Source organism: Streptomyces sp. NPDC088745, assembly GCF_044751045.1.
GTDB lineage: Bacteria > Actinomycetota > Actinomycetes > Streptomycetales > Streptomycetaceae > Streptomyces > Streptomyces cremeus.
Genome location: NZ_JBIVLB010000001.1, coordinates 716,556 through 737,813, shown reverse-complemented (window position 1 = coordinate 737,813; position 21,258 = coordinate 716,556). Strand labels below are relative to the sequence as shown.

Sequence of the window (21,258 nt, the reverse complement as noted above, 5' to 3'; positions counted from 1 at the left end):
CACGCGGCCGCCGGGGCCGGCGACGCCGGTGACCAGGACACGAGGGACGGGTGCGGTGGCAGCGAGTACCGAGCAGGAAGAGCGGACCGAGAAGTCCGCGCCGCCGCGTACGACCCGGCCGCGCGGCCGGATCGCGGGGGCGATCAGTGTCTTCGGCGAACTGCTGATCACGGCGGGACTGGTGCTCGGGCTCTTCGTCGCGTACTCGCTGTGGTGGACGAACGTCCTGGCGGACCGCGAGGCGGGCAGGCAGAGCGACGACGTCCGCCAGCAGTGGGAGAGCAGCGCGCCCGGCGAGATCGACATAAAGGGCGGGCTCGGCTTCCTGCACGTGCCCGCGATGAAGAACGGTGAGGTGCTGGTCCGCGAGGGCACCAGCACCGAGGCGCTCAACGCGGGCATCGCCGGCTACTACACGGACCCCGTCAAGGCCGCCCTGCCGTCGGACCGGCAGGGCAATTTCTCGCTGGCCGCGCACCGCGACGGGCACGGCGCGAAGTTCCACAACATCGACAAGCTGAAGAAGGGCGACTCGATCGTCTTCGAGACCAAGGACACCTGGTACGTCTACAAGGTGTACGCCTCGCTGCCGCAGACCTCGAAGTACAACGTGAAGGTGCTGGACCCGGTCCCCCGGGAGTCGGGCAGGACCGAACCGGGCCGCTACATCACGCTGACGACCTGCACACCGGTGTACACGTCGAAGTACCGCTACGTGGTGTGGGGCGAGCTGGAGCGCACGGAGCGGGTGAACGCGCAGCGGACGCCCCCGGCGGAACTGCGGTAGTCCACCGCACGCGGAAGGGCCCCCGGCACGGTGTGTGCCGGGGGCCCTTCCGCGTACCGGGGCCGGGTGCGCGGGCTGCTAGTCGAACAGTCCTCCGCCGTCGTGATGGCCCTGGCCGGGGAAGAGCGTCAGGGTCACCTCACTGTCCTTGGGGACGGTGCTGCCCGCGGGCGGGTTGGTGCTCATGACCTTGGCGTCGTCCGGGACGCCGTCGGGCACGACGACGCGCAGGCCCAGTCCTTCGAGCTTGCCCCTGGCCTCGCCGACGGTCTTGCCCGTGAGGTCGAAGGGGATCTGCGCGGTGCCGCCGTCCGGCGGCGGCTGGGTCGCCTTGGCCTTGGCGACGATCAGCGTGATGCCCGTGTCGGGGAGGGCCTTGGTGCCGGCCTCGGGCGTCTGCTGGATGACCGTGTTGGGCGGCTGGTCCGACTCCTGCTCCGCCTTGGTGATCTTGGTGAAGCCGAGGCTCGTCAGGGTCGCCGAGGCGGCCTCGAAGGTCTGGCCCTTGAGATTGGGGAGCTTCGTCGTCTTCTTCTTGGCGATGACGATGGTGACCTCGGAGTTCTTCTCCGCCTGCTCGCCGCCCTTGGGGCGCTGGTCGATGACCGTTCCCTCGGGCTTCTGCGACTCCTCCTGCTCGACCTTGGGCGTGAAGCCTTCCTTGGTCAGCCGCTGAGTGGCCCGCTTCTCGGTCTGCTCCATGACGTCGGGGACCTCGACCTTGGGAGCGCCGGTCGAGACGACGACGTCGATGGAGCCGCCCTTGGGGAGGGTGGTGCCGGCCGCCGGGGTCTGCGAGCAGATCTTGCCCTTGTCCATGTCGTCGCAGGGCTTGTTGGTCGCCTTGAGGACCATGTCGACGTTGTCGGCCGACAGTTTCGCGTCCGCGAGCACCTTGCCGATGAGCTTGGGAACGACCTTGTCCTGCGGTTTGTCCTTGCTGAACACCGAGCTGCCGATGAAGACCGCGCCGACGAGGACACAGATGCCCGCGATCACCAGCAGGATCGTCGACGTGTTGCTCTTCTTGGGCTGCTGGCGACGGCGCCCCTGCGGTTCGTCGTAGCCGCCGTTGCCGTTCGGGCCGCCGTAGCCGTCCCCGCCGCTCCCGACGGGCGGCATCATCGCTGTCTGCCCGCCCTGGCCGGTCTGGCGCAGGGCGGTGGTGGGCTGGTCGTTGCCGCCGTACCCGCCGTAGCCGACCGCGCCGAGGGCCGCGGTCGCGGCGACGGGACGCCCGTCGAGGCAGGCCTCGATGTCGGCGCGCATCTCGTCGGCCGACTGGTAGCGGTAGTCGGGGTCCTTGGTCAGCGCCTTGAGGACGATGGCGTCCATCTCGGGCGTGATCTCGGCGTCGAAGTTCGACGGGGGCTGCGGCTCCTCCCGTACGTGCTGGTAGGCGACCGCGACCGGTGAGTCGCCGATGAAGGGCGGACGTACCGTCAGCAGCTCGTACAGCAGACAGCCGGTGGAGTAGAGGTCGGAGCGGGCGTCGACCTGCTCGCCCTTGGCCTGCTCGGGGGAGAGGTACTGGGCGGTGCCGATGACGGCCGCGGTCTGGGTCATCGTCATGCCGGAGTCGCCCATGGCGCGGGCGATGCCGAAGTCCATGACCTTGACCTGGCCGGTGCGCGTCAGCATGACGTTGGCCGGCTTGATGTCGCGGTGCACGATCTGGGCGCGGTGCGAGTACTCCAGCGCCTGGAGGATCCCGACGGTCATCTCCAGGGTGCGCTCGGGAAGGAGCTTGCGCCCGGAGTGCAGGAGTTCGCGCAGGGTCGATCCGTCGACGTACTCCATCACGATGTACGGGATGGAGACGTTGTCGACGTAGTCCTCGCCGGTGTCGTAGACGGCGACGATCGCCGGGTGGTTGAGCGAGGCGGCCGACTGGGCCTCACGGCGGAACCGGGCCTGGAAGGACGGATCGCGGGCGAGGTCCACCCGGAGTGTCTTCACAGCGACGGTGCGGCCGAGCCGGGTGTCCTGGGCGAGGTAGACCTCGGCCATGCCACCACGACCGAGCACCGAGCCCAGCTCGTACCGGCCGCCGAGGCGACGCGGCTCTTCCATAGCTAATCCAGCCCTCTCCGTCTGTCCCGACCGCACCTGTGCGTGGTCCGGCGGTGTGCTGTTCGCGCATACGGTACCGGGCGGTCCGCAGCCGTTCGGCCCGCGACCGTCACCTGATACCTGACCGGTACGTCAACGTGCATGAATGGTGAAGCGGGGTGACGGGGGTCACGCCGGACCCGGCGGGGCGGGGGGACGTTTCACGTGAAACATCGGTTTCCGCTGGGGTGTTTCACGTGAAACGTCGGCGGTCGGCCTGACCGTTTCACGTGAAACATTCCTCTGCGGACCGCCGCCGGGTCCTTGGTCCCGCGCCTACTTGGCGCGGTCGAGCACCGCCTTCATGACGTTCTTGGCGATGGGCGCGGCGAGGCCGCCACCGGAGATGTCGCCCCGCGCGGCCTCGCTGTCCTCGACGACGACGGCGACGGCGACCGGAGACCCCTTGTCGGTCTTCGCGTACGAGATGAACCAGGCGTACGGGTTGCCCTCGTTGTTCACACCGTGCTGAGCGGTACCGGTCTTGCCGCCGACGGTGACGCCGTTGATCTGGGCCCGGGTGCCGGTGCCCTCCTTGACGACGGTCTCCATCATCTGCTGGACCTTCTGGGCGTTGTCCGGCGAGAGCGGCTGGCTCATCTCCGTGGGGTCGGTCTGCTTGACGACGTCCAGGTTGGGGTCGGTCAGCTTGTCGACCATGTACGGGGTCATCAGCTTGCCGTCGTTGGCGATGGCGGCGGTGACCATGGCCATCTGGAGGGGGGTGGCCGAGGTGTCGAACTGGCCGATGGAGGAGAGCGCGGTCTGCGAGGGGTTCAACTTCTTGGGCCAGACGCTCGCGTTGGAGCGGACCGGGGTGAACTGCTCGCTGTTGAAGCCGAACTTCTCCGCCGTCTCCTTCATCTTGTCCGCACCGAGGTCGGAGCCGAGCTTGCCGAAGACGGTGTTGCAGGACCACCGCAGCGCGACACGCGGGGTGGCGTTCTCGCAGGGGATGGTGCCTTCGTTCTTCAGCTCGGTCCGCGTGCCGGGCATGACCCACGGGAGCGGCGTCTTGGTCGGCGCGTCGATGTCGCTGATCAGGCCGTGCTCCAGCGCGGCGGCCGCGGTGACGACCTTGAAGGTCGAGCCGGGCGGGTAGGTCTGGCGCAGCGCCCGGTTGAGGGAGACGTCGTCCGGGTTGACCTTCTTGTCGAGCTGCTTCCAGGCATCGGCGTCGCCCATTCCCGCGATCTTCGAGGGGTCGTACGACGGGGTGCTGGCCAGCGCGAGGATCTTGCCGGTCTTCGGGTCGAGGGCGGCGACGGCGCCCTTCTTGCCCTTGAGGCCCTCGTAGGCGGCGCGCTGGGCGTCCCCGTTGAGGGTGGTGACGACGTTGCCGCCCTTCTTCTCCTCGTTGGAGAAGAGGGAGAGCGTGCGGTCGAAGAAGAGGCGGTCGTCGGTGCCGGTGAGGATGCCGTCGTTGAGGTTCTCCAGCTGGGTGGCGCCGTAGACCTGGGAGGCGAACCCGGTGACGGGGGCCCACATGGGGCCGTCCTTGTAGGTGCGCTTGTACTTCAGGTCGCCGTTCTTCGCCTCCACGGAGCCGGTGATGGCCTCGCCGTCGACGATGATGTTGCCGCGCGGGTGGGCGTAACGCTCCACGAGCACACGGCGGTTGTCCTTGTGGGACTTGAGCTTGTCGCCCTGGACGAACTGGACCCAGTTGGCGCGGACGAGCAGGGCGAGGACCAGGATTCCGCAGAAGATCGCGACCCGGCGCAGGGGCTTGTTCACGGGCGGACCACCTGGGTCATCTCGGCGTCGGGGGACGGGGCGGGCGCGGGCGCGGGCCGCCGGGCGGTGTCGCTGATGCGCAGCAGGATGGCCACCAGCGCCCAGTTGGCGATCACGGAGGAACCGCCCTGTGCCAGGAACGGCATCGTCATACCGGTCAGCGGGATGAGACCGGTGACGCCGCCCGCGACCACGAAGATCTGGAGGGTGAAGGCACCGGAGAGGCCGATCGCGAGGAGCTTGCCGAAGGGGTCCCGGGCGGCCAGGGCGGTGCGGATGCCGCGCTCGATGAGCAGGCCGTACAGCAGGATGATCGCCATGACGCCGGTGAGGCCGAGCTCCTCGCCGACGGTGGCGAGGATGTAGTCGCTCTTGGGGGCGATGCCGCCGATGAACCGGGAGTACCCCTGGCCGAGGCCGGAGCCGAAGAGGCCGCCGGAGCCGAAGGAGAACATCGCCTGGGCGGTTTCGGTGACACCACCGTTGGACCCGTGGGCGAGGGGGTTCAGCCAGTTGTTCACACGCGACTGGACGTGGGTGGCGAACGAGGCCACGCCCACGGCGCCCGCGGCGCTCAGGGTGAGGCCGAAGACCACCCAGCTCGTGCGCTCGGTGGCGACGTACAGCATGATCACGAAGAGGCCGAAGAACAGCAGTGAGGTGCCGAGGTCGGTCTCGAAGACCAGGATCATCAGGCTGAGCACCCAGATGACCAGGATCGGGCCGAGGTCGCGGCCGCGCGGCAGGTACATCCCCATGAAGCGGCGGCTGGCCAGGGCCAGGGCATCGCGTTTCACCATGAGGTAACCCGCGAAGAAGATCGCGATGATGATCTTCGCGAACTCACCCGGCTGGAGCGAGCCCACACCCGGGATGGTGATCCAGATCTTGGCGCCGTTCACGCCGGGGAAGAACATCGGCAGGATCAGCAGGACCAGCGCCACCACCATGGAGATGTAGGTGTAGCGCTGGAGCACCCGGTGGTCCTTGAGGAACAGCAGGACCGCGAGGAAGAGGGCCACGCCGACGGTCGACCACATCAGCTGGTTGGGCGCCATGGCCTTGCCGAGCGAGGGCTCCTGGTCGAGCCGCCAGATGAACACCAGGCCCATGCCGTTGAGCAGGGTGGCGATCGGCAGCATCAGCGGGTCCGCGTACTTGGCGAACTTGCGCATCATCAGGTGCGTGACGCCGGCGAGGAGGCTGAGGCCCACTCCGTACCCGAGCATGCCCGCGGGCAGCGAGCCGTCCTTCGCGAGGCCCACGTTGGCGTACGCGAAGACGGGGATGATCACGGCGAACGCCAGCAGGAACAGCTCGGTGTTGCGCCTGCTGGGTGCTTCGATCGCGCCGATGGTGGTCGTGTTGGTGACAACGCTCATGGTGGTGTGGGCCCCCTACGGTGTGGCCGGCTTACCGCACTGCGAGGCCAGTTCCTGCTCTTCCTCGGAGAGGGTGGGACCGGGAGCGGGGGCGCTCGGAGTGGGTGTGGGCGAGTTCGTGGCGCCGGGCGACTTGGCCGGGTCGGGCTTCGCCGGCGGCTTCGGCGGCGCGGACCGCTGTTCGGACTTTTTCTTGCAGGCGGACGCCTGGAGCGCGAGCTTCTCGATCTTCTCGCGCGCCTGGGCGAGGTCGCTCGCGGGCAGCGAGTCCTTGACCTCCTTGGACTGGAACGCCGGGAGGTACTTGAGTTCGATCTCGGGGTGGTCCTTCTCGATCTTCGAGAGGGAGACCCACGGAAGGTCCTGGTCGACACCCCGGTACAGCGCGACGTGCTCGCTGTTGGCGCCGACGTAGTACTGGGTCTGGGTCCAGCGGTAGCCGCCGTACAGGCCGCCGCCGACGACGGCGAGCGCGAGCACCAGGTACAGGGATCTCTTGAACCACTTGCGGCCGGGGGACTTCACGAAGTCCTCGCCGTTGTACATGTCGAACGTCTCGTCCGGCAGACCGCCGCCGTACCCGCCTCCGCCGCCGCTGCTGCCGCCATTGCCCGCGGGGCCGAAGCCGCCCGGGGACGGCTGCGGCGCGGAACGGCCCAGGCCCGCGGCACGGCCGGCCGGGGTCTGCATGGCGCCGCTGTCGTGCAGTTGGTGCTGGTTCTCGGCGACCGCGCCGACGACGACCGGGGTGTCGTTGAGCCGGACCGCGAGGGTGTCGTTGCCGTCGACGTCCAGGACGTCGGCGACGATGCACGTGATGTTGTCGGGGCCGCCGCCGCGCAGTGCCAGCTCGATGAGGTGCTGGACGGTCTCCTGCGGGCCCTGGTAGCTGGCGAGCGTCTCCTCCATCGTCTGGTGCGAGACGACGCCGGACAGGCCGTCGGAGCAGATCAGATAGCGGTCGCCGGCCCGTACCTCACGGATGGAGAGGTCGGGCTCGACGTGGTCGCCGCTGCCCAGCGCGCGCATCAGCAGGGAGCGCTGCGGGTGGGTGGTGGCCTCTTCCTCGGTGATGCGGCCCTCGTCGACGAGGCGCTGCACCCAGGTGTGGTCCTGCGTGATCTGGGTGAGGACGCCGTCGCGCAGCAGGTACGCGCGGGAGTCCCCCACGTGCACGAGGCCCAGGCGCTGGCCGGTCCACAGCAGGGCGGTGAGCGTGGTGCCCATGCCCTCCAGCTGGGAGTCCTCCTCGACCATCAGCCGCAGCTGGTCGTTGGCCCGCTGCACGGCCATGCCCAGGGAGGTCAGGATGTCCGACCCGGGTACGTCGTCGTCGAGCTGGACCAGAGTGGAGATCACCTCCGAGGAGGCGACCTCGCCGGCGGCCTGGCCGCCCATGCCGTCGGCGATCGCGAGGAGCCGGGGGCCGGCGTAGCCGGAGTCCTCGTTCCCCTCGCGAATCATGCCCTTGTGCGATCCGGCGGCGAAGCGCAGGGACAGACTCATACGCACCTCGCCCGTCGGCTCCGGGTACACCGGGTTTCGAGCCACACTGCCCACCCTCCGGTCGAGAGCGCGCCCGGGGCCCCGGGCAGGGCTCGGGGGCCCTGTGCCAGGGCCGCTGCGGCTCGCTCGCTCCGCTCGCTCATTGTCGTACTACTTCCGCAGCTCGATGACGGTCTTGCCGATGCGGATCGGCGCGCCCAGCGGAATCGGTTGCGGCGTGGTGAGCCGGTTCCGGTCGAGGTAGGTGCCGTTGGTGGAACCCAGGTCCTCGACGATCCAGTTGCCGTCGCGGTCCGGGTAGATCCTGGCATGCCTGCTGGACGCGTAGTCGTCGTCCAGCACGATCGTCGAATCGTGCGCGCGGCCGAGGGTGATGGTCTGCCCCTGGAGCGCCACCGTGGTTCCGGTGAGGCTGCCCTCGGAGACGACCAGCTTGGTCGGTGCGCCGCGGCGCTGGCGCTGCTGTTGCTGCGGAGGCGCGGCCTGGCGGCCCGCCCCGGTGTTCTGCTGCTGGGCACGCGTGTCGGGCGCATTGCCGCGGCGGGAGCCGCGCTGCGTGACACGGGTGCCGAACAGGTCGCTGCGGATGACCTGGACGGCCACGATTACGAATAGCCACAGGACAGCTAGGAAACCTAGCCGCATGACCGTCAGGGTCAGCTCTGACATTGCCCCCGCTTCACCCTTCGGCTTGCCGGTAAACGATGGTGGTGCTGCCCACGACGATCCGCGAGCCGTCGCGGAGCGTAGCGCGGGTGGTGTGCTGTCCGTCCACCACGATGCCGTTGGTGGACCCGAGGTCCTGGATCGTCGCGGGGTTGCCCGTACGGATTTCGCAGTGCCGGCGCGAGACGCCGGGATCGTCGATCCGTACGTCGGCCTCGGTGCTGCGGCCCATCACGAGGGTGGGACGGGAGATCTGGTGACGGGTGCCGTTGATCTCGATCCAGCGTCTGGTCTGGGCGCCGGGCATCGGGCCGGGGCCCGCGGGGGGCCTCCGGTCCGGGGCCGACGGGCGGTTGCCGCCGGGCGGTCCGGGCGGCATGGGCGGCGGGCCGCCCGGTGCGGACGGCGGGAGTCCGCCGCCGCGCGGAGCGGCGGGGCCGGGGCCGGCGTCGGGCGCCGCGACCTGGGACGTGCTGGAAGCGAGCGTGCGGCTGCGTACGCGGTAGAGACCGGTGTCGAGGTCGTCCGCCTTCTCCAGGTGGACCTTGATGGGTCCCATGAAGGTGTAGCGCTGCTGCTTGGCGTAGTCGCGGACCAGACCGGAGAGCTCGTCGCCGAGCTGGCCGGAGTACGGGCTCAGACGCTCGTAGTCGGGGGCGCTGAGCTCGACGATGAAGTCGTTGGGGACGACGGTCCGGTCGCGGTTCCAGATCGTCGCGTTGTTGTCGCACTCGCGCTGGAGGGCGCCGGCGATCTCGACGGGCTGGACCTCGGACTTGAAGACCTTGGCGAAGGTGCCGTTCACCATGCCTTCGAGCTTTTGTTCGAAACGCTTCAGGACTCCCATGGGGCACCTCCTCCGTCGTTGTCGTCCTGGTACTGCTTACTGATCGTATCCACGCGCCGGGAAAACGGCTGGTTCCCCTTGTCCGCCCAGTCGATGAGTGTCACCCCTCACAAGGGATCGTAGAGGTGGCTTCCTGACAGTGTCCCGCACGTGCGCTCCTCCTCTGAGGAGCGGGTGCCGGAGGCCGACGTTCCACTGGCGGGTCCCCGGAAACAAGGGGTGTGAACCCACCCCGACCAGCGTGCTAATCTTCTTCTTGTCGCCAGGCAGTCGCACAAACCAGTGCGAGGAAATCGAACGACATCACTCATGCGCGAGTGGCGGAACGGCAGACGCGCTGGCTTCAGGTGCCAGTGTCCTTCGGGACGTGGGGGTTCAAATCCCCCCTCGCGCACTCTTGGGATTCGGGTCTCACCGTGAAAACGGTGGGGCCCGTTTCTGTATGTCCGGACACGGGACGTCCGGGCTCGGGGCGACCTCTCTGCTCACGGGGCGGTCGGTCTGACGGTGTGCTGGTCGGAGGCGGTTGTGACGCGGTCGGGGCTGTTCGGTGTCGGTGCGGGGGTGCTGACGGGGCTGGCTGCCGCGCAGCAGGTGATGCTGGCAGTGGGCCTGGGGGGCTGGCTGCCCGGCTGGCAGCCGTGGCCCTATCTGCTGCTCGCCGCCGTGCTGTGGCTCCTCGCGAAGCCCTGGTGGAGGGAGAACGGCCCGGTCCCGGGCGGAGTTCCCGGGTTCTGGGACACGGCTGAGAAGTGGCTGCGACGCGTTCCGGTGTGGGCGTACGTCGTGGCGGTGCTGGTCCTCACGGCCGCCGTGTGGGCCTGGTTGCAGGACTTCGAGCCGTACCTCGGTCATGAGGAGGCGGTCTACGCGAACAAGGCGCGCTTCTGGTTCGACGGGACGCCGGACGCGGGCTGGGGCGTCTACCGGCCCGTCGGGCTGCCGGCGCTGGGGGCGCTCGCCCTGTGGATCACGGGGTACGACGGCTACGCGTCCGGCGGCGGCACGGGGGCGCTGCGCGCGGTGGCCCTGGTGCTGGCCCTGCTGATGCTGTGCGTGACGTACCTGGTGGCCCGCGCGTGGACGACGCCCCGGCGGGCGCTGGTGGCGGTCCTGGTGCTGCTGAGCGGGCTGGGATTCCTGCGCAGGATGCCGGAGTTCCTGAACGACATCGGGTCCACCGCGCTGCTGCTGATCGTGGTGTTCCTGCTGGTGCGGGCGCTGGAGCAGGCCGGCACGAAGGCAGGCGGCAGGGCGCTCCTGCTGACGCCGGTCGTGGTGCTCGCCGCCTTCTATCTGCGCTACGGAGTCGTCGGAAACCTCCTCGCTGTCGCTCTTGCGGGTGTTCTCGCGTACGGGCCCCGGGCCTGGTGGGCGCTGGGGTGGCGGCTGTGGGCGGCGGTCGGCGTGCTCGCGGCGGGGCTCGTGCCGCACTTCGTGTACGCCGTGGAGCGCACCGGGAAGCCGCTGGGCATGATCCTGTCGGCGACCTCGCAGGCCAACCGGGAGTACGTCGGCGACGGCTTCGTCTACTACCTGAGTGTCTTCCCGTACCGGCTGGCCGGCGACCTGGGCGCGGTGGTCATGGCCGCGGGGGTGTGCGCGGCGTTCGCGGCCTGGCGGCGGGTGCGTCGGGGCGGTGCGTCCGGGGCCGGGGTTCGTGGCGACGACCGGCGCCGGGTGTTCCTGGGGGCCGCGGCGCTGCTGGTGTTCGTAGTGCTGGGGGTGGCCACCGACGGCGAGCCCCGGTTCGTGTATCTGCCCGTCACGCTGCTCACCGTGCTCGGCGTGCAGGCGCTGGCGGAGCTCACCCGGGCGTGGGCGCCCCGGGTGCTGCTGTGCGTGGGGGCGCTGGCGGCGGTGACGGTGCTCGGGACGGCGCAGGTGGTGGCGCACGGGGCGATGCCGGCGCCGACGAAGCTGGGCGCGTCGACGGTGCCGGTGGCGCGGGCGCTGGCCGCGAAGGACGGGGAGCGCTGCCTGATCGTCACCGGCTACGAGCCGGAGTTCGGCTGGTATTCGGGGTGCGATGCGCTGACGTACCGACAGTACCGGGAGAAGTACGGCGACGGGCGGACGGTGCGGGTGCCCGCGGGGACCAGGGTGAGCTTCGTACGGTTCGACAAGGGGCGGTTGCAGCCGAACGCGGCGGGGGTGCGCGACCTCATCGACGGGCGTGCGGCGACGCGGCTGCGGATACCGGCCGTGGCGGGAGGGTCGGCGGGGTCGGCGACGGTGTGGAGCGTGCGGTTCTGAGCCTTTGAGAGGCGCCGTGAGGGGGGCGGGGCTTCTCAGGTGCGGCTGTTGTTGTAGCGCAGCAGGTACGAGGCGAAGCGGGTGAGGTCGTCCTCGCTCCAGTCGGCGAGGCGCTCCTGGTAGGCGGCGTGCCGGCTGGCGTGGGTGGCGGTGAGAGTGGCGGCGCCGGCGGCGGTGGGGTGCAGGACCTGGACGCGTTGGTCGGCGGGGTCGGGTCGGCGCTCGACGAGGCCGAGCTTCTCCAGGGTGGTGAGCTGCCGGCTGACGGTGGATTTGTCGAGCATGTAGTGCGTGGCGAGGTCGGTGGCGCGGCAGCCCTGCTGGTCGTGGATGTGCGCGAGCAGCGTGTACGAGACCAGGGGCAGGTCCGGGTGGAGCCGGGCGGCGGTGGCGCGGGCCCGGCGGGCGAAGGCGGTCAGCTCGCGCTCGATGGTGTCGACGGCGGTGCTGCGGCCGGCGTCGGTGCTTCGAGGGGGCTGGGCGCCGTGGGGCTGCTCGGTGCCGTGGGGGCGCTGTGTGTTGTGGGGCTGCTGGGTTTCGTGGGGGTGCTGGGTGGTCATGGGGTGGTTTGCCCTTCGCTCTATTGGTTGTATAGTACATTCATCGGGTGGTTGTAATTGCCAACCACTGTGTCTTTTTCTTCCCGGGTCGCTTTCCTTGCTGCCCTCGCTCTCCCCGTAGTCCCATTTCTTGGAGTTTGCCCATGTCTGCTTCCCCCATGGCCACGGCTCACAGCGGTACGGGGGCGCAACTCCGGCACGTCCTCGGCCACCTCCTCACCCCACTGCTCATGTGCATCGGCATGGGGCTGGCGTACCTGGGGGCCTTCCACGCGCCCGCGCCGCACGACTTGCGCGTGGACGTCGTCGGGTCCGGGCCGAGTGCGCAGGTGCTGGCGCAGACGCTGAACGACAAGGGCGACGGCGCGCTCGACGTCCGTACCGTCGGCGACCGGGCGACCGCGCGGCAGCAGTTGGAGGACCGGGAGACCTACGGGGCGTACGTGCCGGGCGCCGAACCGGAGCTGCTCGTCGCCTCGGCGGGGTCGGACACCACCGCGACCGTCGTCGAGAAGGTGTTCACCGGGATCGCGGCCCAGCAGGGGGCGCCGCTGAAGGTGACCGACGTGGTGCCCGTGGCGTCCGGAGACCCGACGGGGCAGGGCCTGTTCTTCCTGCTCGTCGCGCTCAGCATCGGCTCGTACGCCTCGGTGGCGGTGATCGGCGGCGCCGGGGCGGTGCTGGCACTGCGGCTGCGGGCACTGCTGGCGGTGGGCATGTCACTGGTGGTCAGCGCCATCGGGGCGGTGTTCGCGGGGCCGCTCTTCCACCTGGTGGACCAGGGGCTCGCCGGGGTGTGGGCGATGTCGTGGCTGTACTCGGCGGGCATTCTGCTGGTCGGTGTGGGACTGCACACCTTCCTCAAGCGGTGGACCACGCTGGGCGTGATGGTGCTGTTCGTGATGCTCAACTTCACCAGCTCCGGCGGCATCTTCCGGCCGGAGCTCCAGTCCGGCTTCTTCGCTGCGCTGCACTCGTTCTGGAACGGCGCCGGGTTCATCGAAGGGGCGCGCGGACACGTGTACTTCGAGGGCAACGGGGTCGGACGCAGCGTGCTGGTCCTGGCGCTGTGGTTCGTGGCCGGCGCGGCCGTGATGGGGGCCGCGGCGCTCGCTGAGGCGGCGCGGCGGGGGAAGCAGCCCGGGGCGGCTGTGCGGGGCGAGGACGCGGTGGAGGAGGAGCTGGAGGAGGCGGTCGGGGTGTGAGGCGGGGTGCGTGCGAGTCCGTGTGGGGCCGGCGGATGTGGGTCCCGTACGTGAGGTTGTGTGCAGGGGGGAGAGCGGTCCCGGACTTCGGTCCGGGGCCGTTTTTCGTACTAATCCTCGGTTATCCACAGGGTGTCTGAGCAGGGGGGCGACAACGGCGCTACGGTCGTGGGCAGTTGATGAACGGCCGCGGGGAGCGGTTCGTGAAGCGGTACGGAGCGGGGGAGGCGGCGTGATGAACGGGACCGGGGAGAACGGGCGGATTCCGGACGTGGAGGGCTTCGCGAAGCGGGCCGTGCGGGGAGGTGCGGAGTCGGGACCGGGTCGGGCGGCATCGGGTGAGGCGAAGTCCCACACGGCGGAGTCCCATAAGGCGGCCTCCCACAAGGCCGAGTCCCGCAAGGCCGAGGGCAAGGCCCTGCGGGCGAAGGTGCCGCGTGGCGACCACCGCAGGCTCCCCCTCGACGCGGGGCGGCCGGACGCCGTACGGGCCGTCGAGGAGTCCAACCGGGGGCGGGTGGCGTCCCTGACGCCGATACGCGTGGGACGCATGGCCGCCAGCCCCTTCTCCTTCCTGCGCGGCACGGCGGGCCTGATGGCCCACGACCTGGCCGGCACCCCCGTCACCGGGGTCGCCGCCCAGATATGCGGAGACGCGCACGCGGCGAACTTCGGCCTCTACGGAGACGCCAGGAACCGCCTGGTCATCGATCTCAACGACTTCGACGAGACGGTCGTCGGCCCCTGGGAGTGGGACGTCAAACGGCTCGCGACCTCGCTGGTGCTCGCCGGACGCGAGGCGGGGGCCGACGAGGACACCTGCCGCCGGGGAGCGTTCGACACGGTCGGCGCGTACCGGCGGACCATGCGCCTGATGGCGAAGATGCCCGCTGCCGACGCGTGGAACGCGATAGCCGACGAGGAACTCGTCTCGCACACCGACGCCCGCGACCTGCTGGGGACGCTGGAACGGGTCTCCGAGAAGGCCCGCAAGAACACCAGCGCCCGGTTCGCGGCCCGGTCCACCGAGGTCACCGAGGACGGCGGCCGGCGTTTCGTGGACGCGCCGCCGGTGCTGCGCAGGGTGGGCGACGCGGAGGCGGCCGCGGTCGCCACCGCGCTCGGGGAGTACCTGGGGACCGTCGCCGAGGACCGGCTGCCGCTGCTGGCCCGGTACGCGATACACGACGTGGCGTTCCGGGTGGTCGGCACCGGGAGCGTCGGCACCCGGTCGTACGTGGTGCTGCTGCTCGACCACCGGGGGGAGCCGCTCGTCCTCCAGGTGAAGGAGGCGCGGGCCTCCGCTCTCACCCCGTACCTGCCGGCGGCGGGGTTCGCGATACCGGAGCCCGTGCACGAGGGGCGGCGGGTCGTGCTCGGGCAGAAGCGGATGCAGGTGGTGAGCGACATCCTGCTCGGCTGGTGCACGGTCGACGGACTGCCGTACCAGGTGAGGCAGTTCAGGAACAGGAAGGGGAGCGTGGATCCGGCGGCACTGGAGGCGGGGCAGGTCGACGACTACGGGCGGATGACGGGGGCTCTGCTGGCGAGGGCCCACGCGCACAGCGCCGATCCGGAACTCGTCGCGGGCTACTGCGGGAAGAACGAGGAGTTCGACGAGGCCGTCGCCGACTTCGCCGTGACGTACGCGGACCGCACGGAGGCGGACCACGCGGAGCTGGTGGCCGCGGTGAGGGGTGGGCGGATCGAGGGGGAGATGGGGGTGTGAGGGGGGTGGGGTGAGGGGGCGGGGGGGAGGGGGGAGGGGGCCCCAGGACGGCCCGTCCGGCAGGGGAAGAGGACCTGGCCCCGCCCGGGACCGTAGGCTGGCCGGGTGACTCAGGATGCCGCCGGGGGACCGGTTCCCCCCAATGAAGACGACGCACGGCCCGAGGCGCGGCTGGAGAAGGCGGTGGGGGCCGCCGAGCAGGCGCTGATCGAGTTCGAGATCGCGGTGGACACCTTCCGGATCGAGGTCGAGAACTTCTCGCGGCTGCACCACCAGAAGCTCGGGCCGATGTACGCGCGGCTCGACGAACTGGACGCGCAGATCGCCGAGGCGAAGGCGCGGCGGACCGGCGATCCGGAGGACCGGGCGAAGGCGGACGAGCTGCGGGCGCTGGTCATGCCGATGCCGGGCGTCGAGGAGCTCTTCCACGACTGGATGGACTCCGACGGGCTCTCGCCCGAGGCCGCGGCCATGCTGAACGAGCAGCCGGTTCGGCCGCCCGAGCGGGTGCGGCCCAGCGAGGAGGCCCGGAAGCTGTACCGCGAGCTGGTGCGCAAGGCCCATCCCGACCTGGCGCGGGAGGAGAAGGAGCAGGCCCGCCGGGAGGAGTTCCTGACCCGGGTCAACGCCGCCTATGCGCGTGGTGACGAGGCCCTGCTCGGGGAACTGGCGCAGGAGTGGGCGGCGGGGCCCGTGCCCGAGGTGCGGCTCAGCGCCAGCGAGGAGCTGTACGCCCGGCTGGAGTGGCTGTCGCGGCGCAAGGAGTGGTTGACCGTCGTCGCCCGTGACCTGGAGGGGAGCGCCATCGGGTCGATGCTGCGGATGGCGCCCGAGGATCCCGACCGGCTCCTGGAGGAGATCGCCGAGCAGTTGCTCGCGCAGGTCTCCGAGCGGGAGGCCGAGCTGGCCCGCTGGGTGCAGTAGCGTTCCGGGCGGCGGCGGGGGGCCGTGGGCGGCCCGTCGTCGTGTGCGGTGAGTGATCTGTAGTCGTGTAATCCTGTGGTTCGTGTGTACGAGAGAAGGCTTGACCCCATGAATTTCGCCTCCATGCCCTCGGTGGACGTCGCGTCGGTGCCGGCCGACGGCCTGGTGCTGGACGTCCGGGAGGCCGACGAGTGGGCGGCCGGGCACGTCGAGGGTGCGCTGCACGTTCCGATGAGCGATTTCGTCGCCCGGTTCGGCGAGGTCACCGAGGCGGTGGCGGATGGTCGCCGCGCCCATGTGATGTGCCGGGTCGGCGGGCGTTCGGCGCAGGTCACCCAGTACCTCGTGCAGCAGGGCATCGACGCGGTGAACATCGAGGGCGGCATGCTGGCGTGGGACGGGGCGGGCCGGCCGATGGTCGCCGAGGGCGACGCCCCCGCGTTCGTCCTGTGACGTTCCCGGGCCGTCGGCCCGGCGAACAAGTGTCGGGTCCGTTTTCGGGACGCTGAGCCCGGCGGCCGGGTGTCCGGGGCGTTCCCTGGACGCTGAGCCCGGCGGCCGGGTGCCCGGTCCGTTCCCGGAGCGCTACCCCAGCGGGTGGGCCGCCAGCAGGTCGCCCAGGGCTTCCTCGTGGGCGGCGGCCGGGCCGAGGCTGAGTTCCAGGTGTTTGGCCCATGCGTGGTAGCGGTGCAGGGGGTAGTCGGTGTCCGCGCCGAAGCCGCCGTGCAGGTGCTGGGCGGTCTGCACGGTGCGGCGTACGCCGTCGCAGGCCCAGATCTTCGCCACCGCCACGTCTCCCGCCAGGGGCAGCGCCCCGTCCGCGTCACAGCTCAGCCGCCAGGCGGCCTGCCAGAGGGTGGCCTCCATGGCGCGCAGGTCGATGTACCGGTCGGCGGCCTGCACGGCGACCGCCTGGAACGTCGCGACGGGGAAGCCGAACTGTTCGCGCTGCGAGGTGTAGGCGGCCGTCATCTCCAGGACGCGTTCGCCCAGGCCCAGTGCCTGCGCGCAGGTTCCGGTGGTGAGCAGGGCGTGCAGCCGCTCCCAGGCCGCCGGGTCGGTGATCACCTCGTGTGCGGTCGCGGGCACGGCGTCCAGGCGGACCTCGGCGAGGAGTTCGCCGTTGGTGGAGACCTGGTCGGCGAGGGTGGTGCCGGTGCGGTCGCGGGGGATCAGCGCGAGGACCGTGCGTCCGTCCTCGGTGTGCGCGGGCACCGCGATGTGGTCGGCGTGCCGGGCCCAGGGCACCGCCGTCTGGACGCCGTCCAGGGTCCACCCGGAGCCGTCCGACTGGCGTGCCGTGACGGCGAGTTCGGCTCCTTCGTGGCCGGTGCGCCCGTGGGCGGCGGCGGTGAGGACCAGCTCGCCGCGTCCGGCCCGGGGCAGCAGTTCGTCCGCCAGCTCCTTGTCCCCGTACCGCTGTACGGTCAGGGCCACCGCGCTCGTCTCCAGCAGCGGCACCCGGGCCAGCACTTTCGCCGCTTCGCGCAGGACCAGGCAGAGGGCGAGCGGGTCCAGGCCGGCGCCGCCGTGCTCCTTCGCCAGGAGCAGGCTCAGCAGGTCGGCGGCGGCCAGCTTCGCCCACAGCGGGCGGTCGAAGTCGTCGGCGACGGCGCCCGTGGTGAGCGCCGGGCTCGGTGTCGCGTCCGGCGCCACGTTGGCGAAGACCGCCCGTGCCGCCTCGGCGGCCGCCTGTTGTTCCTCGGTGAAGGTGAAGTCCACTGCCCTGCCCTCCGTGCCCGTGCTCGCGGAACGCCAACATCTGACGGAGCGTCAAGATAGAACACGTTCTACGGGAAGGGAATGGCGGCGGGCGCGGGGCGCCGTACGTTCAGCGGTCGAAGTCCAGCTCCACTTCCCCGGTGGCCGGACGGGACTGGCAGGCCAGCACGTAGCCCGCGGCCGTCTCTTCCTCCTCCAGCGCGTAATTGCGGTCCATGCGCACCTCACCGCGCACCAGGAACGCCCGGCAGGTCCCGCACACCCCGCCCTTGCAGGCGTACGGAGCGTCGGCCCGCGCCCGCAGTACGGTCTCCAGCAGCGATTCGCCGTCCTGCACCGGCCAGGTCCCGGAGCGCCCGTCGAGGGTCGCGGTCAGGGTGCCGCCCACCGCGGCCGGCACGGTCGCGGCCGGTGCTGCGGCGGCCGCGCCGTCGTCGACGTGGAAGACCTCCTCGTGGATGCGGTCCCGGCCGACCCCGAGTCCGCGCAGCGCGCGCTCGGCGCCCTCGACCAGGCCGAGCGGCCCGCACAGGTACCAGCCGTCGATGTCGGCGACCGGCAGGAGCGCGGGGAGCAGTTCCGTCAGCCGGTCCCCGTCCAGTCGCCCCGACGGCAGACCCGACTGCTGCTCCTCCCTCGACAGCGCCGTGACCAGTTGGAACCGGTCGGGGAAGCGGTCCTTGAGGTCGGCGATCTCCTCCAGGAACATCGTGGAGGCCGCCGTGCGGTCGCTGCGGATCAGGCAGAACCGGGCGTGGGGGCGTCGGGTCAGCAGGGTCGTCGCGATCGACAGCACCGGGGTGATGCCGCTGCCGCCGACGATCGCGGCGAAGTGCCCGTCGCGTGGTTCCAGCACGAAGCGCCCCGTCGGCGGCATCGCCTCGACGGTGTCCCCGACCAGCAGTTCCTTCAGTGCGTACGTCGAGTACGCGCCGCCGTCGACCAGCCGGATGCCGACCCGCAGCACCGGCTCGTCCGGGGCCTCGGCCGCCGGGGCGCAGATCGAGTACGTGCGCCTGATCTCCCGTCCGTCCACGATCCGCCGCAGTGCCAGGTGCTGGCCGGGCACGTGCCGGAAGGTCTCGCGCAGCTCGGGCGGCACCGCGAGGGTGACGGCCACCGCATCGTCGGTGAGCCGCTCGATGCCCCGGACCCGGAGCGGGTGGAACGGCATCTACAACTCCTTGAAGTGGTCGAAGGGTTCGCGGCAGGCCACGCAGCGGCGCAGTGCCTTGCACGCGGTGGAGGAGAACCGGCTGAGCAGTTCGGTGTCGATGGAGCCGCAGTGCGGGCAGCGGATCGCGAGCGACAGCGGTACCGGGCCGGAACCGGGACTCCCGGAACCCCCCGACCCCGCAGAACCTGGGCCGTTCACCTCGCGCGTCGTGCGCGGCGGTGCGATGCCGAACGCGGCGAGCTTGCGCCGCCCTTCCGCGCTGATGTCGTCCGTGCTCCAGGCCGGGGCGAGCACCGTGCGGACGGTGACCTCGGTCATGCCGCCGCTGTCGTGCAGGATCCGCTCGATGTCGGCGGACATCGCCTCGACGGCGGGGCAGCCGGTGTACGTCGGGGTGAGGTCGACCTCGACGCGGCCGGGTCCGGTGACGTGCACGGCGCGCAGTACGCCCAGCTCCGCCAGGGTGAGGACGGGCAGTTCGGGGTCGGGGACCGTGCCGGCCAGGCGGCGCAGTTCGGCCTCCAGGGCGGTGTCCTCGCCTGCTGCCGCGTGGTCCTTCACCATGTCGCCCCCGGGTGGCTGCGGTGCAGGTGCTGCATCTCGGCGATCATCCGGCCGAAGGGTTCGGTGTGCAGGCCCTGCCGGCCCGCGCCCGCCGTCCAGGCTCCGGTGCGGGGGCCTTCGGGCACGGTCAGCGTGGCCCGCTCCAGTACCGCGGTGACGGAGGCCAGCCACTCCTCTTCCAGCGGCGGCACCTCCTCCAGCCCCTCGACCGGCTGGAAGGGCTCTCCGGTGAACCGCCACAGGGCGTCCACCGCGCGCTGTGTCCGGCCGTGGCTCTCCTCGGTGCCGTCGCCCAGGCGCAGCGTCCACTGCTCGGCGTGGTCGCGGTGGTACTCGGTCTCCTTGACGGCCTTCGCCGCGAGGGGCGCGAACGGGCCCTCTCCGGCGGCCAGTCGGTCGTACAGGAGGTGCTGGTAGGTGGAGAAGAACAACTGGCGGGCGATGGTGTGGGCGAAGTCGCCGTTCGGCTGCTCGACGAGCTGGAGGTTGCGGAAGGCGCGTTCCTCGCGGAGGTAGGCGAGTTCGTCCTCGTCGCCGACGAGGGAGAGCAGGATGCGGGCCTGGCCGAGGAGGTCGAGCGCGATGTTGGCGAGGGCGACTTCCTCTTCGAGGACGGGGGCGTGGCCCGCCCACTCCCCCAGCCGGTGCGAGAGGACGAGGGCGTCGTCGCCCAGCGCGAGGGCCGCGGTGCGCGGGACGGCGGCGGTCACAGGTGCTTCACCCCGTCCGGGATCGCGTAGAAGGTGGGGTGGCGGTAGGGCTTGTCGCCGGAGGGCTCGAAGAAGGAGTCCTTCTCGTCGGGGGACGAGGCGGTGATCCCGGCGGACGGCACGACCCAGATCGAGACGCCTTCGGACCTGCGGGTGTAGAGGTCGCGGGCGTTGCGCAGGGCCATGGCGGCGTCCGGGGCGTGCAGGCTGCCGGCGTGGGTGTGGGACAGTCCGCGGCGGGAGCGCACGAACACCTCCCACAGCGGCCAGTCGTGGTGCTGGTCCGTGCTGGTCGTGTCCGGGCCGGTCATGCGGCTTCCCCCTGGTTCTGGCGGTGCTTGCTTGCGTGTGCCGCGGCGGCGTCCCGCACCCAGGCGCCCTCTTCGTGGGCGCGGCGGCGCTGGGTGATGCGCTGGTCGTTGCAGGGCCCGTTGCCCTTGAGGACGTCCCAGAACTCGGCCCAGTCGATGGCGCCGAAGTCGTGGTGGCCGCGTTCTTCGTTCCAGCGCAGGTCCGGGTCGGGAAGGGTGAGGCCGAGGGCTTCGGCCTGGGGGACGGCGATGTCGACGAAGCGCTGGCGCAGTTCGTCGTTGGAGTGCCGCTTGATCTTCCACTGCATGGACTGCGCGGAGTGCGAGGACTCGTCGTCGGGCGGGCCGAACATCATCAGCGACGGCCACCACCAGCGGTTCACCGCATCCTGGGCCATGGCGTGCTGCTCCGGGGTGCCCCGGGAGAGGGCGAGGAGCGACTCGAAGCCCTGGCGCTGGTGGAAGGACTCCTCCTTGCAGATGCGGACCATCGCGCGGGCGTAGGGCCCGTAGGAGCAGCGGCAGATGGGGACCTGGTTGGTGATCGCGGCGCCGTCCACCAGCCAGCCGATCGCGCCGACGTCGGCCCAGGTCAGGGTGGGGTAGTTGAAGATCGAGGAGTACTTCTGGCGGCCCGCGTGCAGTTTGTCGAGGAGCTCCTCGCGGCTGGTGCCGAGGGTCTCGGCGGCGCTGTAGAGGTACAGGCCGTGGCCGGCCTCGTCCTGGACCTTGGCCATGAGGATGGCCTTGCGGCGCAGGGAGGGGGCGCGGGTGATCCAGTTGGCCTCGGGCTGCATGCCGATGATCTCGGAGTGCGCGTGCTGGGCGATCTGGCGGACCAGGGAGGCGCGGTAGGCGTCCGGCATCCAGTCGCGCGGTTCGATGCGCTCGTCCGCGGCGACGGCCGCGTCGAACACCGTCTGCGGGTCCGGAGCCGTTCCCGCCCGCCCCTCTGCCGCGGGGTGGGTCTGCCCTTCCGTCACTGCCGTCATCCTGGCCCCCTGTGCCACCTACCGACCGATCGTTCGGTTCGTTGGCTTCAATGGTGGAGCGACGGCCCGTA

19 protein-coding genes and 1 tRNA gene are annotated in these 21,258 nt (G+C 70.8%); 7 read left to right on the top strand and 13 right to left on the bottom strand.

Annotated features, from left to right (window positions below):
• The first annotated feature begins 55 nt into the window (after positions 1–55).
• Positions 56–787, top strand: coding sequence for a class E sortase (locus tag ACIP93_RS03355; protein ID WP_401755143.1), 732 nt, complete (start codon positions 56–58; stop codon positions 785–787).
• 78 nt (positions 788–865) lie between these two features.
• Here ACIP93_RS03355 and pknB read toward each other — a convergent pair whose 3' ends face one another.
• From pknB to ACIP93_RS03325, 6 genes are all read right to left on the bottom strand, one after another.
• Positions 866–2,860: a Stk1 family PASTA domain-containing Ser/Thr kinase gene (pknB, locus tag ACIP93_RS03350; protein ID WP_401755140.1), complete on the bottom strand. Its 1,995-nt coding sequence runs from the start codon at positions 2,858–2,860 to the stop codon at positions 866–868.
• Between the two features lie 315 nt (positions 2,861–3,175).
• Entirely contained in the window at positions 3,176–4,636 is a 1,461-nt protein-coding gene (locus tag ACIP93_RS03345; RefSeq protein WP_401755137.1) for a peptidoglycan D,D-transpeptidase FtsI family protein, read from the bottom strand.
• Positions 4,633–6,018, bottom strand: a complete 1,386-nt coding sequence (locus ACIP93_RS03340; RefSeq protein WP_401755134.1) for an FtsW/RodA/SpoVE family cell cycle protein — start codon at positions 6,016–6,018, stop codon at positions 4,633–4,635. The genes ACIP93_RS03345 and ACIP93_RS03340 overlap by 4 nt, the downstream gene beginning before the upstream one ends.
• Before the next feature lie 15 nt (positions 6,019–6,033).
• On the bottom strand, positions 6,034–7,524 hold the full coding sequence (locus ACIP93_RS03335) for a PP2C family protein-serine/threonine phosphatase (protein ID WP_401755131.1): 1,491 nt from the start codon (positions 7,522–7,524) through the stop codon (positions 6,034–6,036).
• A 150-nt stretch (positions 7,525–7,674) separates the two neighbouring features.
• Entirely contained in the window at positions 7,675–8,193 is a 519-nt protein-coding gene (locus ACIP93_RS03330; RefSeq protein ID WP_345220969.1) for an FHA domain-containing protein, read from the bottom strand.
• Positions 8,194–8,203: 10 nt separating this feature from the next.
• Positions 8,204–9,037: a DUF3662 and FHA domain-containing protein gene (locus ACIP93_RS03325; protein WP_345220971.1), complete on the bottom strand. Its 834-nt coding sequence runs from the start codon at positions 9,035–9,037 to the stop codon at positions 8,204–8,206.
• 311 nt (positions 9,038–9,348) lie between these two features.
• On the opposite strand from ACIP93_RS03325, the gene ACIP93_RS03320 reads away from it, so the two are divergent.
• Positions 9,349–9,431, top strand: a tRNA-Leu gene (locus tag ACIP93_RS03320).
• A 134-nt stretch (positions 9,432–9,565) separates the two neighbouring features.
• Complete coding sequence (locus tag ACIP93_RS03315; RefSeq protein ID WP_401755126.1) at positions 9,566–11,293, top strand: glycosyltransferase; 1,728 nt, start codon at positions 9,566–9,568, stop codon at positions 11,291–11,293.
• Between the two features lie 35 nt (positions 11,294–11,328).
• Here the strand turns inward: ACIP93_RS03315 and ACIP93_RS03310 are convergent, their stop codons facing one another.
• Positions 11,329–11,853, bottom strand: a complete 525-nt coding sequence (locus ACIP93_RS03310; RefSeq protein ID WP_401755123.1) for a MarR family winged helix-turn-helix transcriptional regulator — start codon at positions 11,851–11,853, stop codon at positions 11,329–11,331.
• A 143-nt stretch (positions 11,854–11,996) separates the two neighbouring features.
• On the opposite strand from ACIP93_RS03310, the gene ACIP93_RS03305 reads away from it, so the two are divergent.
• From ACIP93_RS03305 to ACIP93_RS03290, 4 genes are all read left to right on the top strand, one after another.
• Positions 11,997–13,058 (top strand): hypothetical protein, encoded by a 1,062-nt coding sequence (locus ACIP93_RS03305; RefSeq protein ID WP_401755120.1) that lies wholly within the window; start codon positions 11,997–11,999, stop codon positions 13,056–13,058.
• 235 nt (positions 13,059–13,293) lie between these two features.
• Entirely contained in the window at positions 13,294–14,787 is a 1,494-nt protein-coding gene (locus ACIP93_RS03300) for a DUF2252 domain-containing protein (protein WP_401755117.1), read from the top strand.
• Between the two features lie 105 nt (positions 14,788–14,892).
• On the top strand, positions 14,893–15,711 hold the full coding sequence (locus tag ACIP93_RS03295) for a hypothetical protein (protein WP_345220981.1): 819 nt from the start codon (positions 14,893–14,895) through the stop codon (positions 15,709–15,711).
• A 108-nt stretch (positions 15,712–15,819) separates the two neighbouring features.
• Positions 15,820–16,164 (top strand): rhodanese-like domain-containing protein, encoded by a 345-nt coding sequence (locus ACIP93_RS03290; protein WP_345220984.1) that lies wholly within the window; start codon positions 15,820–15,822, stop codon positions 16,162–16,164.
• Positions 16,165–16,296: 132 nt separating this feature from the next.
• Here the strand turns inward: ACIP93_RS03290 and ACIP93_RS03285 are convergent, their stop codons facing one another.
• The 6 genes from ACIP93_RS03285 to paaA all read right to left on the bottom strand — a co-directional run bounded on the left by ACIP93_RS03285 (position 16,297) and on the right by paaA (position 21,187).
• On the bottom strand, positions 16,297–17,433 hold the full coding sequence (locus ACIP93_RS03285; protein WP_401755112.1) for an acyl-CoA dehydrogenase family protein: 1,137 nt from the start codon (positions 17,431–17,433) through the stop codon (positions 16,297–16,299).
• A gap of 109 nt (positions 17,434–17,542) precedes the next feature.
• Positions 17,543–18,607, bottom strand: a complete 1,065-nt coding sequence (locus tag ACIP93_RS03280; RefSeq protein WP_345220989.1) for a 2Fe-2S iron-sulfur cluster-binding protein — start codon at positions 18,605–18,607, stop codon at positions 17,543–17,545.
• Positions 18,608–19,174 carry a 1,2-phenylacetyl-CoA epoxidase subunit PaaD gene (gene paaD, locus ACIP93_RS03275; protein WP_401755108.1) on the bottom strand — a complete coding sequence of 189 codons (567 nt, stop codon included), beginning with the start codon at positions 19,172–19,174 and terminating at the stop codon, positions 18,608–18,610. It lies immediately after the preceding gene.
• A complete protein-coding gene (gene paaC, locus ACIP93_RS03270; RefSeq protein WP_401755105.1) occupies positions 19,168–19,884 on the bottom strand; it encodes a 1,2-phenylacetyl-CoA epoxidase subunit PaaC in 717 nt (238 codons plus the stop codon). Before paaC ends, paaD begins: the two co-directional genes overlap by 7 nt.
• A complete protein-coding gene (gene paaB, locus ACIP93_RS03265; RefSeq protein WP_345220996.1) occupies positions 19,881–20,195 on the bottom strand; it encodes a 1,2-phenylacetyl-CoA epoxidase subunit PaaB in 315 nt (104 codons plus the stop codon). Before paaB ends, paaC begins: the two co-directional genes overlap by 4 nt.
• Complete coding sequence (paaA, locus tag ACIP93_RS03260; protein ID WP_401755102.1) at positions 20,192–21,187, bottom strand: 1,2-phenylacetyl-CoA epoxidase subunit PaaA; 996 nt, start codon at positions 21,185–21,187, stop codon at positions 20,192–20,194. The genes paaB and paaA overlap by 4 nt, the downstream gene beginning before the upstream one ends.
• Positions 21,188–21,258: the final 71 nt, after the last annotated feature.